Source organism: Kamptonema animale CS-326 (genome assembly GCF_028330895.1).
Lineage (GTDB): Bacteria > Cyanobacteriota > Cyanobacteriia > Cyanobacteriales > Microcoleaceae > Kamptonema > Kamptonema formosum.
Genome location: NZ_JAQMUA010000076.1, coordinates 46,465 through 63,817 on the forward strand (window position 1 = coordinate 46,465; position 17,353 = coordinate 63,817).

Consider the following 17,353-nt stretch of genomic DNA (forward strand, 5'->3'; position numbering starts at 1 on the left):
TCCTGCTAATTAATATTGCTGTTACTTTTGGTTCAAAGATGCTAATTTTCGGCGATAAGCATTTCGGGAAACTGCTGCAATTTCCGGTTCCTGTAGTTCTGCTTTTTTGCTCTTAGCCTCGGAAATTTTTTGTGAAAATTCAGCAATTGTTTGTACCTCAAATAGCTCGCTCAAGGGGAATTCTACCTGGAATGTTTCGCGAACCTTGGTGAGGAGTTGAGTGGCAAGTAACGAATGTCCCCCAACTTCAAAAAAATTGTCGTGGATGCTAATGTGCGGTAGCCTTAAAATTTCTGCCCAAATTTCTGCTAAGACTTGTTCAATTGGGTTGCGAGGTGCTACAAAAGTTGCGTCTAATTCCGACTTATCAAAATTGGGTATGGGCAGAGCATGTCGGTCTACTTTACCATTTGATGTTAGGGGGAGAGTATCTAACATTATAAAGCTCAATGGTACCATGTACTCTGGTAACTTTTGTTTGAGGAATTGGCGCAATTTCTCAGTCGATATTGAGGAGGCATCGCCCGCCACATAAGCAACTAGGCGCTGATTTCCCATTTGCTCACCGCCAACAATTATTACTGCTTCTCGGATGGCTGGATGCTGTGTCAAAGCTGCTTCAATTTCTCCCAACTCAATGCGATATCCATTAATCTTGACTTGGAAATCTTCTCTTCCCAAAAACTCTATATTACCATCGGGCAAATACCGTCCTAAATCTCCGGTTCGATACAAACGTTCTCCGGTTTGAGGATGGGTAATGAAGCTAGCAGCAGTTTTTACTTCATCCCGCCAATAACCTTTTGCAAGTCCAATTCCACCGATGTAAAGCTGACCAGGAACCCACACGGGACAGGATTCTAGCACATCATTAAATACATAGAAATTCTGGTTCTTCATGGGCTGGCCGTAAGGAATAGTTTTCCAGTTGGGATTAACTTCTTCAATTGGATATAAAATTGACCAAATTGACGCTTCCGTTGCTCCTCCCAAGCTAATAACTTGGACTTGGGGAACTAAAGATTTAATTTGAGGTGATAAAGTTAGGGGCAACCAATCTCCACTGAGCAAAACTAATCGCAGATTAGCAAATACTTCAGGCTTGCTAGTAGCATAATTAACCATCATCTGCATTAAGGCGGGTACTGAGTTCCAAATCGTTATTTTTTCCCGCACCATTAATTCCGCCCAATGAGCTGGATCTTGGGCGGAATAGGCTTCAGGAATCACAATCGTTCCGCCAGCAGCTAGAGTGCCAAAAATATCGTAAACTGATAGATCAAAACTAAGAGAAGAAAGAGCTAATACTCGGTCATTTGCATTGACTCCGAAGCGCTGGTTAATATCAATAATTGTGTTAACAGCACCGCGATGATCGATCGCGACTCCTTTAGGTAAGCCGGTAGAACCGGAGGTGTAGATCGCATAGGCGAGGTCTTCAGGAGTTTGTACCCAATCGAGGGTGCGATCGCACTCTGAGACTGAATTATCCACCTCAATCCGTTGGATGCTTTCTGGCCAATCTAAGTCGGCGTTTATGCAAGGCTGGGTGAGGGCAAACTGAATTTCTGCTTGCGCGAAGAGGTGCGATCGCCTTTCTTGGGGCAGTTTGGGGTCAATTGGCACGTAAGCAGCACCCGCCATCAAAATGCCTAAACAGGCTACCACTTGCTCCCAGCCTTTTTCCATGACGATCGCCACGAGAGTATTGGGGCGAGCACCCATTGTTCGCAATCGCCAACCGAGTTGATGGGAGAGGTGATACAACTCTTGGTAATTGAGAGTGCGATCGCTGGCAATGACAGCACTTTGTTGCGATCGCGCCTCCACTTGCGCCACAAACAAAGTGTGAAGCATTTCTACCGACACGGGTGCTGAAGTAGCATTAATAGCTGCCCGTTGTTTTAATTGTGTAGATGATAGTAATTGCGGATATTCTTGTTGCCAAATTTCGTCAGAATCTGCTAAACGTTCCAGCAAATTACCATAAGCGGTAAACATATCATCTAACATTCCTAAAGGGAAGATTTCTTCTATAGCATCCCAACAAAAAACGAGCGAACCTCCTTCTTCTGACACCTGGTTATCTAGAAAAACTTGAGGAGTTTGGGTGATGCTATAAATTGTTTCTCCCAACCAGTGCATCGGAAAATTTTGTTCCCCGAAAGCATCTTGAGTTAAAGTGCTCGTAAATACTACTGGCATCAAAGCTGCCGAAACTCTCCCTTGAATACGGCTCAAATCCCGCAAAACTTGTACGCCACTGACATAACGGTGGTCTAAATCTTCCCACAGTTGCTCTTGAATCCGCCGCCCTCGAATTGCAAATGTATCTGAGGTTGAGCGCTCGATTGCTAGCAAAATTAAGGAAGTAAAATCTCCTACGATGTCATTAACTTGGGGATGCAATGGCAAACGATTAAACAGAGTCAATCCAATTGTAAAGCGGGGATTTTTGCTCCAAATTGCTAGAACTTCAGCAAAGGCAGCGAGTAAGATTCCTGAAGGAGTCATCCCAACTTTTGTGGCTCTATTTTTGAGGTGTTGCCAAAGTTGCGGCGCTAAGAAACCGCGACGACGTGCAAAGCGAGGTTTGTCAACCATTGCCGGATTTAGAGCTAAAGATAATTCCGGTGCTGGTGGCAAAGTGGGAAGGCGATTTTGCCAATAATCAAGCGATCGCTGGTACTGTTCTGAATTACGGTTTGCTAATTCCGCTAAAACATAATCTCGAAATGAAAGTTCAAGTTTTGGGAGCGGTTCTTGGGGACTTTGGTAAAGTTTAGCTAGTTCATTACCAATAATTTGAAAGCTCCAAGCATCGCCAATCAAAGCATCAAAACTAAAATGAAGTCGGACGCGATCACCATCTCCACCAGATTTGAATTCAGTTGAGTCTAAAACATCTAAGAGAGAGGCGCGAATCTCAAATAGCGGCCAGCGATTGCTATCTAATATTTGATGAGAAAGTGCTGCGCGAACCGCCTCTAATTGAGAGTTTACCGCTTCAGAACTTTGTCCCCGCAAATCTAAAATAGGGATTTCAAAATCTGCCACCTGCTCTATAATTTGTTGCTGACCATCTGACCGCACAATCCCTCGCAACATATCGTGACGATTGATTAATTTTTGCCAAGCTTGTTGGAAGCGATGTAAGTCTAAATTAACGCTTTCAATCTCTGCATAGATATGCGTAGAAATGTTACCCAGCTCGAAGGTTTGACCGCGACCGATCCAGTAAGCTTGTTGAATGTCAGTGAGTGGAAAAGCTTGATATCGCCCTTCTAAATCTGGCGTTATGATGGGTAATGTAGTGAGAGCAGCCTCTTTTGCTGGATTTCCTTTTTGCTGGAAAATTGCGATCGCTAAACTCTCTACAGTGGGCGACTGAAATAGGCAACGCAAAGGCAACTCTACTTCCATAGCTTCGCGCACTTTAGCAATCAATTGAGTTGCGAGTAGCGAATGTCCCCCTAGCTCGAAAAAATTGTCGCGAATTCCCACTTGTTTTATGCCTAGAACCTGACTCCAAATTTCCGCAAGGCGCTGCTCTTCGTGATTGCGAGGTGCGACAAAAGTGGCTTCTAATTCAGGTCTAATCGCATCCGGTGCGGGCAACGCTCGCCTGTCTACCTTGCCGTTTGGAGTTAAAGGTAATGCCTCTAAAAATACAAAAGCCGCAGGCATCATCGATTCAGGCAGTTTGTGTTTTAAATAACTCCGTAATTCATTTGAAAGAATTAATGATTGAGAAGTGAAAAGGTCTTCTGGCTTCTGAGGCACTACATAGGCAATTAAGCGCTTATTGCTAAATTCCTCCTCTCGCGCGATCGCAACAGCTTGCCACACCGCAGGATGTTGGCATAAAACTGTCTCAATTTCTCCTAATTCGATGCGGAATCCTCTAATTTTTACTTGATTGTCAATTCTCCCTAAAAATCCAATATTACCATCGGGTAAATAACGAGCTAAATCACCCGTTTTATAGAGAAGATTTGCCAACTTCGGCTCGGTTTTACTTGTGTTTTTAAAGGGATTAGGGATAAATTTCTCAGCCGTGAGTTCGCTCCGATTTAGATAGCCTCTTGCTAATCCAGCACCGCCGATATGGAGTTCACCTGGCACTCCAATTGGTACTAATTGCTGGTGGGCATCCAGAATGTAAACTTGTGTATTGGCAAGGGGACGACCTATATTTACAGGATTGTGAGTTCCTTTTTCTACTAGGCTGTAAGTCGAGTAAGTAGTATCCTCAGAAGGGCCGTAAAGATTGAAAACTTTTTGAATATTTGGCAGTTGATATAACTGCTGTACTAAATAATTTGGCAAGGCTTCACCTGCAAGGTTAACGGTGCGAACAGATGAAGGGATAGCATTAATTCGGAATAGTTCTGCGATCGCACTGGGAACTGTATTAATTAGCGTTACTTTGTCCGCTGCTGGTAAATTAGGCAAATCCAAGGCATTTTCTGCCAAAATTACCGTTCCACCCCCAGATAGAGGCACGAATAGCTCAAAAACTGACAAATCGAAGCATAAAGAAGTCGAAGCTAGCACTCCAGCAATCTCTGCTTTTGTAAAGACTCCTTGTGCCCAATTTAAAAGAGCAACAGTGCTACGGTGCGCGATCGCAACTCCCTTGGGTTTGCCAGTGGAACCTGATGTATAGATGACATAAGCTAAGTTAGAGGGATTGTTTATTGCTGAGTAATTGGTGACTATACTTCCGCTCCAATCGCCATCAATACATACAATTTTGGCACGATTTTCTGGCAGAATTTCTAACAGCTTTTTCTGAGTTAGCAATACCGCAACTTGGGCATCTGCTAACATGAAAGCTAGGCGTTCTTTGGGATAAGCTGGATCGAGCGGTACATAAGCACCACCGGCTTTAAGTACAGCCAACACCCCCACGAGCATTTCTATAGAGCGCTCGATACAGATGCCGACTAAAACCTCTGGCCCTACTGCCAATTCTTGTAAATAACCTGCGAGTTGATTGGCGCGTTGATTCAGTTCTTGATAAGTCAGTTTTTGAGTTTCATCAATGACAGCAATTGCATCGGGAGATCGCTCCGTTTGGAGTTCAAATAATTGATGAATTAATTGTTCCTGCGGGTAATCAATTTGAGTATTATTCCAAGTTACTAAAAGTTGATGGCGTTCCCTCTCAGTTAACAAGGGTAAATCAGAAATTTTCTGGCTAGGATTGACGACAATAGCTTCTAGCAAACTGTGAAAATGCTCATTCATCCGTGCGATTGTACTCGCTTGGAATAGAGCAGTATTGTATTCCCACGTTGCCATTAAACCCTGTTTTGTTACTTCCAAATATAGGGTTAAATCAAACTTAGCTGTTCCCGTATCAACTTCTTGAAAGGTTAAATTGAGTTCTGGTAATTCCCAAGTCTGGGTTAAGTTATTTTGAAAAACAAATGCTACCTGAAATAGTGGCGAGTAGCTCAAATCTCGCTCTGGATGCAATTCCTCCACCAGTTTTTCAAACGGTAAATTTTGGTGACTGTAAGCGCCTAAAGCAACTTCGCGGACACGAGAAAGTAAATCCAGAAAACTCGGATTATCACTTAAGTCAGTCCGCAATACTAAAGTATTGACAAAAAATCCAATCAGCCCTTCTAGTTCTAAACAGTTGCGGTTACTGATAGGCGTGCCCACTAAAATATCTTCTTGTCCCGTATAGCGGTAAAGCAAGGTTTTAAACGCAGCCAGCAAAGTCATAAATAAAGTGCTTTTTTCTTGCTGGCTTACTTCACTCAGCACCTCATTTAAAGGCTGAGGAAATTCTCGAACAATTCGCGCTCCCTGGAAGGTTTGAATAGCAGGACGAGGAAAATCTGTCGGTAAATTGAGAACGGGTAAATTACCCTTAAGTTGTTGCTGCCAGTAAGTAAGTTCAGGTAATAAAATATTCGATTGTAACGACTGGCGTTGCCAAATGGCATAGTCTGCATACTGAACTAGCAATGGTGGAAGCGAGGGCAAATTTTCAGTAGAAAAGGCTTGATAAAATCTTATCAATTCCTCTAGAAATATACCCACTGAGTAACCATCAAAAATAATATGATGGGCAGTCAATAACAAGATATGTTCTGTCTCGCCTAAGCGCAAAAGTTGAGGGCGTAGCAGACAACCTCCCGCTAACTCAAAAGGCGATCGCGCCGCCTTAGCCACGATTTTTTGCACTTCTATGTCGCGCTCAGAAAAAGGGCGATCGCTCAAATCAATAATGGGGAAATTAAAAGAGTAGTCGGGATTAATAACCTGGATTGGTTGCCCCGCTAAAGTAGTAAATGCCGTCCGTAAAATTTCGTGGCGCTTGATAACTTCATCCAGACTTTGAGTGAGAGCTAATGTGTTTAATTTTCCTGTCAGCCGCACTGTGCCAGCCAGATTGTAGAAAGGATTTTCTGGTTCTAATTGGTCAAAAAACCATAGGCGCTCTTGAGCAAAGGATAGAGAGATATTTTCATTTTTGGCAATAGATTTTATCGGTATAAAAGTCTGAGGTATCGCCAGTTGAGCAATTATTTTTGTTCCTAACTCGGCAATGCTAATATCTTCAAAAAACTCTCCAATTCCTAAGCAAATATTTAAATCGCTTTCAAGCTGGTTTTTAAACTCAAAAACTTTTAAAGAATCCAGCCCCACCGTACTAATTAGCACCTGAGAGTTGACGAAAGATGGTACCACTTTTAAAAGTCGCGCTAAGAGTTCCTGAAGATAGGATTCTAAGACTGACTGACGATCGCTATCTCCCATCTCCAATAAAGCTTGACGAGTGATGCAAGCCTTACTTTCCGGCGCATTTGATACCTCTAAAATACTACTGGCTAGTACCTCTAAACTGTTAGTTAGAAAGTCAGCACGGGCCGCGCGACGTTGAATTTTTCCGCTAGAAGTTTTTGGGATGCTTCCTGGCTTAATTATTAGCACTGCATAAACTTCGACTTCATACTCTTCGGCAATATTTTGGCGAATTACAGCAATAATTTCTTCGGCATTATTGGGTGCTTTTCGTGCTTCTAACTCTTGCAAGACTACTAATTGCTCGGCACCGTCAATTTCTACAGTAAATGCTGCCCCAGCACCCTTCCGCAAACTTGGATGGCTCTGCTCTACTGTCCTTTCAATATCTTGAGGATAAAGGTTGCGACCGCGAATAATAATTAAGTCTTTAAGTCGCCCAGTAATAAATAGTTCTCCTTCCCGTAAAAAGCCTAAGTCTCCTGTACGGAAAAAAGGCCCTTCCCCTGTGTCGGAAATCTCGGCTAAAAAGCTGGCTTTTGTTTCTTCTAAACGCTGCCAATAGCCGAGAGCAACACTATGGCCAGCTACCCAAATTTCTCCCACTTCATTGAGGATACATTGCTTGAATGAATCGGGATCGACGATCGCCACTTTTGTGCCAAATTCCGGGTATCCACATCCAACTAGAGTGCGCCCTGCTTGAACTTCTACAATCTGATTTTTTTCTAAGGCGGCTGCTTCAACTGTACATAGTTTAAAATGCTCCCTTTGACTAACTGTAGAAATTTTCAGAGTTGTTTCTGCCATGCCATAAGCTGGACAAAAAGCTTGGGATTTAAATCCCCAACATTCAAATTTTTGCGCGAATTTTTCTAGGGTTTCTTTCTGAATTGGTTCTGCGCCGTTATAAGCTACGCGCCAACTGCTTAAATCTAGAGTTTTACCTGGTTCTGGTGAAATTTTTTGGGAGCAAAGATCGTAGGCAAAATTTGGGCCGCCGCTATGGGTAACTTGATAGCGTGAAATCGTTTCTAGCCACCGCAGAGGTTTTTGGATAAATGCTGCGGGTGGCATGAAATAACAGGGAATTCCTAAATATAACGGTTTTAATAATCCGTCAATTAACCCCATATCATGAAAATGCGGAAGCCAGGTCAGGGCTACACTTTTTGATGTATGTTCAAATCCCCGATCGATATATTGGATATTATGGAGTACATTCTGATGGCTAATTTTTACACCTTTAGGAGTGGAAGTTGAGCCAGAAGTGTACTGTAAATAAGCAAGTTGGTTGTTATCTATTTGTGTATCTATTTGTGGCTGTTGCCATTTTTCGGCTAGGCGATCGCTCACTCGATCGCTAGCTAGCCAGTATAAGGTTTTTAGTTTTGCCGATCGCTCCCATAGCGGTTCTAAGTTATTAAGCTGCGATGCGGTGGCGATCGCTACAGTTGCTCCTGAATCCGCTGCGATCGCCTCTATGCGCGATAAATTTCGCTTCAGCTTTGGCGGATATAAAGGTACTGCGATGACGTTGGCATACAGACAGCCGAAAAAAGCAGTTAGGTACTCTACTCCTGGTGGGTAAAGCAATAGCGCTCTTTCACCACTTAAATTTAAAGCTTGTAGGTGCGCGGCGATCGCCCGCGATCTCCGATCTAATTCTTGATAAGTCAAACTGACTTCCACGCTTTCTCCCTCTGGCAAAAAAGTATATTTCTGCTCAGGTTGGTGCAACGCTCTTTTCTGTAAGAGTTCTACTAAACTTGTACAACTTAAGGGGAGTTGCTTTTGGTCACTACAATCGTCGCTCATTGCTCTTGATTCACCTAAAAATTGTGTGGCACTAAATGCCTCATCTGTGAAAACTTGTCACTATCGACTTGCCAGTTGCGATCGCGGCGCTGTCCAATTGGTCAAAATCCTGACTAGGATTGGCTCCTACGATTGTGCGATTGGAGTCCCGCGATTGGAGTTGAAGCGATCGCCAAGCTACCAAAGCCTTGATACTTGGTATACAGGTCATCACTCCCAACACCATAAACTAATTACAAATTATTTGCAATAAGGCTGGAGAAATTTTTATAGATCATCATTAGTCTGATAAGATTTTTTATCATAACTGCACTTACTTTTTTCCAGATACAGTGTATAATCCCTGCTTTTACGTCATTTCAGGAATCTCACCCTTAGTCAAGAGGGGTATAACCCTTTATAAAAGATGAGACTAATTTTCATTAACCAAGCCTTGACAAGGTAAGCAGCACTGGTATGATATAGAGATTCTTTTGCAACAAGTAAAAGTTACGACCTCATCTATCTGAGCTAGCGCAATCCTTGGCATTTCCGATAAATGTCACAGGAGTTGTGCAATTATAGCTACGATGCTCCGATGCTCAGGAAGAAGGGAAGAGAAGCAGCGGGTTCCAGCCATTCATAGTGTCCTAACTGTCAAGAAGGTTGCTATATTTGAGCGAACCTCGGAGCTACATTCTTAATTAAAAATTAAAAATTCGCGAAATGTCCGAAAGCATTAAAAGTTAAAAATTCGAGGAATGTAAGTTGCTTAGGGAAAATGAAATATTAAAAGTTCTTAGTAGATGCGATATTGTTCATTTTTAATTTTTAAATCTTCACTCTTAAATTTTCAATTTTGGATTTTTAATTCTTCAAAGATTGGTTTCGCCAAGCGCTCCAACTATCCAACAGTTAATCTTGTGTGTTACTTAGTAGTCAATAAATGAATGCAGACTTTTATTATAGTATGGCTCGGTCAAACCGCTTCAATTATTGGCAGTGCTATGTCCAGTTTTGGAATGACAATCTGGGTTTGGCAACTCACAAATCAGGTGACAGCATTAGCTTTGTTTGGCTTTTTCACTCAATTATCACGAGTGTTAATGGCTCCTATTGCTGGTGTGATTGTCGATCGCATCAACCGAAAATTGCTAATGATGACTGGGGACGCGGTGGCGGGTTTATCCACTCTAGCGATCCTATTTCTTTATCTCACTCATAACCTGCAAATTTGGCATTTATATGTAGCAGGAGCAGTCAACGGCATTTTTGAACAAATTCAACAATTAGCTTTCTCAGCGGCGATCGCAACAATAGTCCCACAAAAACATTACAGTCGCGCTAGCAGCGTGGGTTTTTTAGCTAGTTACGGTTCTAGTATTATTGCCCCAGCGCTGGCAGGTACTCTCTACTACATTATTGGTCTGGCTGGAATTTTGGCGATCGATCTGATGACTTTTGCGATCGCGATCGCCACCATCCTACTTGTCAAAATTCCCCAACCGCCTCCCGCGCCAACCCCATACCTGAATCGCGATCGCCTCCAACAAGAACTCAGCTTTGGTTTTCGTTACATTGCTCAGCAGCCCAGCCTAATTGCCCTACTTGCTTCTACCTCATTATTCTGGTTTGCCCATGACATCGGTGCAGCGCTCTATTCACCAATGATTCTGGCACGCACGGGCAACGATGCTCAAGCCTTGGGTCAAATCCTGTCAGCCGCTGGGATTGGCGGCGTAATCGGAGCCTCCGCGATCGGTATTTGGGGCGGCCCCAAACGCCGAATTAGAGGTTTCGCGATCGGCATAGTCGGCGCTGGATTGAGCAAAACAGTATTTGGGCTTGGTCAAATGCTCTCGATCTGGATACCCGCCCAAGTTTGTTCCTCGCTCAATTTCCCGCTTTTAGGGAGTTCTAGCGATGCGATCTGGCTGACTAAGGTTAAACCTGAAGTCCAAGGGCGGGTTTTCGCCGCCCGTGCTGTCAGCGTACAAATTGCCTCCACGATCGGGTTATTGATCGCAGGGCCCCTAGCCGATCGCGTCTTCGAGCCTGGGATGAAGCCAGGAGGTTGGCTGGCGGGAATATTGGGGGGAATATTCGGTACGGGTGCTGGTGCTGGTATGGCTTTACTCTATGCAATCTCTGCGATCGCTTTATTATTAATCGGACTTTGTGGGTATAATTATCGCCCCTTGCGGGATATCGAGAAGATTTTGCCAGATTTCGGAGCAGAGGAAGAAAGGGCTAGGGGCTAGGGAAGAGAGGGGGAGCAGGGGAGCTCTTGAGCAGGGGAGGCTTTTTCCTGACGGGGTGACAACCCCGTCAGGGCGGTACTCCTTCCCTCTCCCCTATTTTTCCTTCCCCTTCCCCTTCCCTTTCGCCAACAGCATCGACTGCTCATTTCACCCCGAATCCTATGCAAAATTAGCCGGATCTTGATCTCGCCGATGCTTGAGCAGAATCGGAGTACCTTGACCATCACCCACCAAAGCTGCCGTTTCCTCCAAGGCTTCCCGCAATCGCTTGGCCGCGTAAATCGACATATCGCGGGGCACATTCACGCGATCGCGCAAATAGCGCAAAGCCGCATCTGAACCAGCCGGCGGCGTACAAACTTCGCCTGTCATCATCAAAGTTAAAGCACAGCGCAAAGCTTCATCGAATAAATTGTCGTCAGCAGGGTTAACTCGAACGATGTTTTGGCGGTGCTTAATGACGCGATGGAGTGCTTCAGCGCGGGCGGTTTCCGGTTCTGGGTACATCGCATCCGGAAGTCCAGCCCAAGGCCCATTATCGACGCGGGCTTTGTTGAGCAGCATTTGCGGTTCGCCGTTTTCATAACAGCCGCCCATTTGAGGGGGTAAATCGTGGACGTGGGTGTGGAAGTCGCTTTGAGTGCCGCGATAGGTGGGGCGGCTTTCCATCGCTGCAAACCAGTCGGCAAAGCGGGGGTTTTCTTCGCGCATGGAGTAGCCTTTGTAGTAGTAAAGACTGGCATTCATGCGTTCGACGTAGGGCGTAAAGATGACATCGGCAGTCCCAAATTCTTCTAGGAAATAAGGCCCAGGAGTGCTAGCCAGGGCTGCTTCCACTTGGGCGACGACATTGATAAATTGGTTGCGGTTGTGTTGTTCTACTCTGGCTGAACTGGCGGGGTAGCACAGCCAAGAGCACCAAGCTCTAAACAGCAGTCGCTCTAACCGCCGCAGGGGAATGACTGCGGGGTTTTCCATGCCCAAACCCAAGGGGCCATAGATTCCTTCGAGGGCGATTAAGATGTCATCGCTTTCGGTGATGATGCGGCCGTCTAGTTCGATCGCGGGTAGCATTCCCGATGGCACTTTGCGCTTGTACCAAGTTTCTTTTTCCCCATAGCAGAACATGGTAACTTTCTCAATACGATAGGAAATTTGTTTTTCTTCCAACCACAACCAAATTTTTTGGCAATAGGGACACCAGGCGTGGTTGTCGCGGTAGAGGGTGACTCGGATATCGGCTTCGGTTTGTCCGAACAGGCGCAGGCGGGATTGAGCGTTAGTTGGCCCGTTGATGCGATCGATTTGAAAGTCTGTGAGTGACTCTAGTTGCGTCCAGCTTAGGGGGGTGGCGATCGTTGTGGTGGATGTCATGGGTAAATTAGTGCTGATGATGGTTCCCCAAAATATAGACTAATATAGAACTTCTGTTGGTCGCGATCGCCCGAAAGTCTCAACTGAAGTTAGGTAAGCAGGCTTCTGGTTACAAAGCTATTCAGAATTTTTAGTAAAAGTCTTCTGCTATTAAAGTAAGGAGAAAGCTGATTTATAGAGTCTCAGAAACCGGGTTTTTGAGAGAATCTGTGGGTCATAACGAAGTATTTTCGTAAAAAAACCCGGTTTCTTTGGCTGGATGCGTAAGTCCTGTTTTTGTGAAAATTACCGTTCTGCATAATATATCGCTCAAAAGAACTCCCCCCAGTCCCCGCAGTTCGCAACCAAGGAAAAACGCGATCTCGAAGGTGCTTCAGCACCTCATCTGCTTTAAAATTAATCCAATGCGACCAGCACAATTATGAGTCAATCTGCGGTTCAAATTCTTTTTTACGCAGCTTTGCTTGTTTCTATCGCTTATTCTCCGCATCGTCCAATCGTTTGAGGAATAGGAGATAGGAAAATTGTTAGATCGAATCCATCGGATTCGACAGTCCCGACGACCATAATCTATCCCAGATTTGGTCAACTTTTGAGCGAAGTTCAGGGTCAGTGAGCATATTTAATTATTTGTATTTAACATTTATTATCATTTCACCCTTAGAGCCAACTTTGAACTTGGCATCAAAAGGGATACCGAGAGAATTTAAATCTGTTCCAATATCTATACCTAAATCCTTATTGAGTTTAATTTCCAATTCATCAACATTATTTTCTTTTCCAGATCGAATTATTTCCTTGATGTTGTCAATGTCACTGTCTGAAGTTAAATTCGCCGATTCAATAACTTTCCGAGCTAACGGTTCAACTAAAATTTTATATAAGTTATAACCAGGGATTAAGCTTTTCCATCCATGAGGAAGTACGACGGCAACAACTATTTTTGTTACATCTGAATAATCTATACTAACTTTTTTGTTTTCCATTGTTAATTCATCAAGAATCCAGAATGATACATAATTAATATAGCAATTGATTAAGCTCTATCTATTAATTTCAACGTTTTATTATGTCTAGTAAAATCAAAGCCTCTTCACTTTCAGAAATTTCTTCTAAAGCGTAGAATAAACGATAATTTCCTAGTCTGGCTACATGAATTTTTTGATTTTCATCAACTATGTAATGATTTTCAGTGAATTCTCTTAACTCTTTTTCACCTAACTCAAGTAACCCTTTTGATTCCTCAACTCTTTCTAATAATTCAAAAAACGAAGCTAGTTTTTTACGAATCTCTAGAGGTAAGCTTACTATTTTATTTTGTATTGGCTCAGTTACTTTTACTTTCATGTTTCAATCACCCTTATTATTTAAATAAGTCTTCAATCAAGGAATCAATATCTTTTAAATCTTGTGGATTTTGTCCCTTTTTAATCAATTCAGAATTCTTTTTGGCTAACTCAGGTAGTGCTTCACGCCTTAGATATGCCCGACAGAATTCTTTGTCTTTATACTCATTTATTTTTCCTTCATGTAAAAACTTGTTGTAAATGTATACCAAAAATAAAAGTAGCAATATGAAGTAAAAACTCGTAGATTTATATATGAGCTTCCAATCAATCTTGCTATTTATTGTTATTTCTGTTACTAATGTTCCTGATAAAACCCCAGAAACTATAACAGAAAAGAAAAAAATTAGGGTTTGTATGGAAGGAGATTCTCTTATTAGAAATTTAATTTTTTTAAGCATATTTGTTATTTACAAATCTAATAAATAATATTTTTGCTAACTTAGCAGCCAAACAGCTTTGGATAAATTAAGCGGCGAACTGTTCCGTAAACTCAATTAATTCGCCCACTTCCTCCTCACTAAACCACCTCTCCACTGCATCCTCCCCAAACCTATCTAACGGTTCCTCATACAAATCCACCACCTCCAACCGTCGATTATTCAAAAACACATTCTGCACCGCCCTTAAAAACTGAATCTGATTCGCATTAAACTGACGCTGGACAATAAACTCCTCAAAATTCCGCCTCACTATTTCCTGATAATCCGGTAATCCCTCAATCTCCAACAACTCTCGCAAAAAAGCCAACAAACTCTCAACTTTCAAATTAAACGCCTTGCGAATATTCGACTCGGATAACTGGACATTTCCCCCACCTAACTCTTGCCTTAGAATACGCTCTAACGCCACCAGTTGCAAGTCCGTCACCGTTTCCCCGTTGCCAATAGCGGCGATAGTGGGGTGAGTTTCCACAATTTCCGACACTTTCCCCTCAACGCGCTGGCGGTATTCCTCAATATAAACCTGTTCTCCCCCTTCTCCTAAAGTAATATAACCGCTAACGGCAATGCGATCGCGCAAATCAATATCGACAAACGAATTAGGACGCGATCGCCGATTCTTCATCTGACGGGCCAAATCTGCGATAATACAGTTTAACTGTTCCGGTGTCGCCCTTCTTAGCTGAGAGGACAAACAGAGCTCCATCGAACCTCAACACTGGGAGTCTTGATAAACAAAGTCTGGTAAATAGTTTACATCTTCTGCGATCGCTTCCACCGTCCCGGCTTTTACGTCACCCGTGACAATTTCCAGTTTCAACCGTTCCACCTTATTCGTAAACGTCGCCGCCACCTCTACCCCCGCCACAATCAATTAAACGTAAAGTGGGCGATCGCCACCAATCGCTGGTAACTCATAGCTAGAGATGGTTGAGGCGATCGCGCAACTCGCATACACACAATTCCTGCGATCGCAGTAACTCGATTACCTGAATCCGCAGAGGGTCAGAGAGGGCATGAAAACCGGAAGCTATCTCAGTTTGACTTATCAATGGCAACCGATCTAGTAGTTGCTGGCAATAAAAATATTTCTTTGTGTGTTCAGCTTACTCAAACTCATGTCAATCAATGGGTAGATAAGAGGAAGAAATGGGAAGACACACTTGATTATTGGGGAATACAAAGAGGTTTGATTATCAGCTATAACCCCAGCAATCTCAATACTGCTTTTTTAGCGAGTGCGATCGTGGAGAAAGCTGACACTCTGCCAGATATCAGCTATAATGAATATACTGCTTGATCAATATATTTTAATCCCAAGAGATAGTTATGAGTATTATGGACACTATCCTGCTTGCAGACCCCGCTGTTGAAAGCGCAGCTCTCTCGCTAAGAGCTATCCGCAAATATCAACGAGATAGGCGGACTCATGGTGTCAAGCGAGTCGATCTTTACTTTAATGATGTAGAAGGTGATTGGTTGGAAAATTTCGGAGATGGAGAGACTGAAGATTTGCCCCAAACAGACTCAGAAAAGTTATAAACCCATCAAGTAAGAACCCTCATAATTGAGGAAGGCTAAAACAAATCAAGCTTTCTCTACATCGGACAGTAAACTAGCCATCCCTCACACTTCCTGCGAGGGATGGCTCTATCCTAATACTCTGCCTTTTTAATCTATCTGCCATTATCCTAGCGCCAGAAAGTGCGATCGCACTGCAAGATAACACTTGACAAAATTCTACTGTGCCTTTTCTTCCCTCGGCGGCACATCTGTCAATCCATAATTTTTCATCAACTTCAGAATTCCTATAGATAGAATTCCCCCAACAATTACACCGCCAACAATTAGCATAATAAAGACTTTTTGCAAAACTTTTTTAGTATCGGGATGGTAGACTACCGGTCTATCCACATTTTCCCTATCTAGTTCCTTCGCTAAATTTTGCGGATCGAACCGATTAGATGGTTGATTCGTATCGAAAGGATCGGGTGTTTGATTGGGTAGTTGATTCATAGCTAGTTCCGGTGAAATGATAGTAACAACTATTATAATTGACTGCAACAATATTGCGGATAGTTCCTTCACAGTCAGATCGTTACGAGCCTATAACTTGAGATCGTTATCTCACTAATCCAGTCAAAAAAACAATTCAAAAATGACTCGATCGCCATCCTCCAGATTAATAAACAAGATATAATACCAGCCAGGTCTATAAAATCTCCCGACACTAACTGACTCTTCAGCGCTAAACTGGACAATATTGACCATACTCCAAAATCATGCCCGATCGCACTCAACATCTAACTTACCCCACCAGCCGCAAAATCGAGCAAACTGATGAATATCACGGCATAAAAATTGCAGATCCTTACCGCTGGCTAGAAGACCCTGACTCAGAGGAAACCAAAGCTTGGATTGAGGCCCAAAACCAAGTTACTTTCGCCTACCTAGGCGAAATTCCCGCCCGCGAAAAAATCAAACAGCGGCTAACTCAACTATGGGACTACGAAAAATATAGCATCCCCTTCAAACAAGGCGATCGCTACTTTTACTTCAAAAACGACGGCCTCCAAAATCAATCCGTCCTCTACACCTTAACCTCCCTCGACGGCGAAGCCAAAGTTTTAATCGACCCCAATACCCTTTCTGAAGATGGAACCATCGCCCTTTCTGGCCTAGCCATCAGCGAAAATGGTAGACTAATGGCCTATGGTTTATCCGCCTCTGGTTCCGACTGGCAAGAATGGAAAGTCAGAGATGTCGAAACAGGTGAAGATTTATCAGACCATTTGCAATGGGTAAAATTTTCGGGTGCATCTTGGACGCACGACCATCAAGGATTTTTTTACAGTCGCTACGACGAACAAAACGAAAAAAGCAAACTAGAAGACGTTAACTATTACCAAAAATTGTACTACCACCGTCTCGGTACACCTCAATCTGAAGACCAGTTAATTTATGAACGCCCAGACCAAAAAGAATGGGGATTCAGCGGTGGAGTTAGCGAAGATGGCAAATACTTGATCGTCTCAGTTTGGCGGGGAACAGATCCGCAAAATCTGATCTTTTACAAAGATTTAACCAACCCAGAATCACAAGTAATAGAATTAATTAATGAGTTCGATGCTGAATATGGATTCATTGATAACGAAGGCTCCCTATTTTGGTTTCAAACAGACCTAGATGCACCTCGCCGTCGCGTCATTGCCATCGATACTACCACTAATACCAATTTTAAATGAAGTTGCATAGAATAGAGATACTGTTTAGGGATCGTTAACTATGGCACGCCAACTGATACTGGCGATCGCAGAAAGCCCAGAAATTCTGGAGCAACAACTCAAAAATAGCCGCACCGCCAGCC

At 43.2% G+C, this 17,353-nt stretch carries 12 protein-coding genes and 2 pseudogenes; 4 read left to right on the plus strand and 10 right to left on the minus strand.

All coding sequences use genetic code 11. The annotated features are described in order from the left end of the window. Positions 1-21: 21 nt before the first annotated feature. Positions 22-8,583 (minus strand): non-ribosomal peptide synthetase, encoded by an 8,562-nt coding sequence (locus PN499_RS04560; protein WP_272030497.1) that lies wholly within the window; start codon positions 8,581-8,583, stop codon positions 22-24. Positions 8,584-8,623: 40 nt separating this feature from the next. Further along, entirely contained in the window at positions 8,624-8,794 is a 171-nt protein-coding gene (locus PN499_RS04565; protein WP_272030498.1) for a hypothetical protein, read from the minus strand. Positions 8,795-9,512: 718 nt separating this feature from the next. Here PN499_RS04565 and PN499_RS04570 point away from each other — a divergent pair. Further along, positions 9,513-10,823, plus strand: a complete 1,311-nt coding sequence (locus PN499_RS04570) for an MFS transporter (RefSeq protein ID WP_272030500.1) — start codon at positions 9,513-9,515, stop codon at positions 10,821-10,823. Between the two features lie 159 nt (positions 10,824-10,982). Here PN499_RS04570 and PN499_RS04575 read toward each other — a convergent pair whose 3' ends face one another. The 7 genes and pseudogenes from PN499_RS04575 to PN499_RS04605 all read right to left on the minus strand — a co-directional run. Beyond that, positions 10,983-12,197 carry a glutathione S-transferase family protein gene (locus tag PN499_RS04575; RefSeq protein WP_272030501.1) on the minus strand — a complete coding sequence of 405 codons (1,215 nt, stop codon included), beginning with the start codon at positions 12,195-12,197 and terminating at the stop codon, positions 10,983-10,985. Positions 12,198-12,823: 626 nt separating this feature from the next. Further along, positions 12,824-13,183, minus strand: coding sequence for a hypothetical protein (locus PN499_RS04580; protein WP_272030502.1), 360 nt, complete (start codon positions 13,181-13,183; stop codon positions 12,824-12,826). A gap of 70 nt (positions 13,184-13,253) precedes the next feature. Beyond that, positions 13,254-13,544, minus strand: coding sequence for a hypothetical protein (locus PN499_RS04585; RefSeq protein ID WP_272030503.1), 291 nt, complete (start codon positions 13,542-13,544; stop codon positions 13,254-13,256). A gap of 16 nt (positions 13,545-13,560) precedes the next feature. After that, positions 13,561-13,944, minus strand: a complete 384-nt coding sequence (locus PN499_RS04590; protein ID WP_272030504.1) for a hypothetical protein — start codon at positions 13,942-13,944, stop codon at positions 13,561-13,563. Positions 13,945-14,011: 67 nt separating this feature from the next. After that, entirely contained in the window at positions 14,012-14,680 is a 669-nt protein-coding gene (locus PN499_RS04595) for a type I restriction-modification enzyme R subunit C-terminal domain-containing protein (RefSeq protein WP_272030505.1), read from the minus strand. 18 nt (positions 14,681-14,698) lie between these two features. After that, positions 14,699-14,854: a hypothetical protein gene (locus PN499_RS04600; protein ID WP_272030506.1), complete on the minus strand. Its 156-nt coding sequence runs from the start codon at positions 14,852-14,854 to the stop codon at positions 14,699-14,701. A 61-nt stretch (positions 14,855-14,915) separates the two neighbouring features. Beyond that, positions 14,916-15,044 (minus strand): annotated as a pseudogene (locus PN499_RS04605) (ArsR family transcriptional regulator); the annotation flags it as partial. On the opposite strand from PN499_RS04605, the gene PN499_RS04610 reads away from it, so the two are divergent. Continuing rightward, on the plus strand, positions 15,038-15,286 hold the full coding sequence (locus PN499_RS04610) for a hypothetical protein (protein ID WP_272030507.1): 249 nt from the start codon (positions 15,038-15,040) through the stop codon (positions 15,284-15,286). The pseudogene PN499_RS04605 and the gene PN499_RS04610 overlap by 7 nt on opposite strands. 29 nt (positions 15,287-15,315) lie before the next feature. Next, positions 15,316-15,528: a hypothetical protein gene (locus tag PN499_RS04615; protein WP_272030508.1), complete on the plus strand. Its 213-nt coding sequence runs from the start codon at positions 15,316-15,318 to the stop codon at positions 15,526-15,528. Between the two features lie 198 nt (positions 15,529-15,726). Here PN499_RS04615 and PN499_RS04620 read toward each other — a convergent pair whose 3' ends face one another. Beyond that, positions 15,727-16,002, minus strand: coding sequence for a hypothetical protein (locus PN499_RS04620; protein WP_272030509.1), 276 nt, complete (start codon positions 16,000-16,002; stop codon positions 15,727-15,729). A gap of 266 nt (positions 16,003-16,268) precedes the next feature. Here PN499_RS04620 and PN499_RS04625 point away from each other — a divergent pair. Beyond that, positions 16,269-17,222 (plus strand): annotated as a pseudogene (locus PN499_RS04625) (prolyl oligopeptidase family protein); the annotation flags it as partial. Positions 17,223-17,353 lie beyond the last annotated feature (131 nt).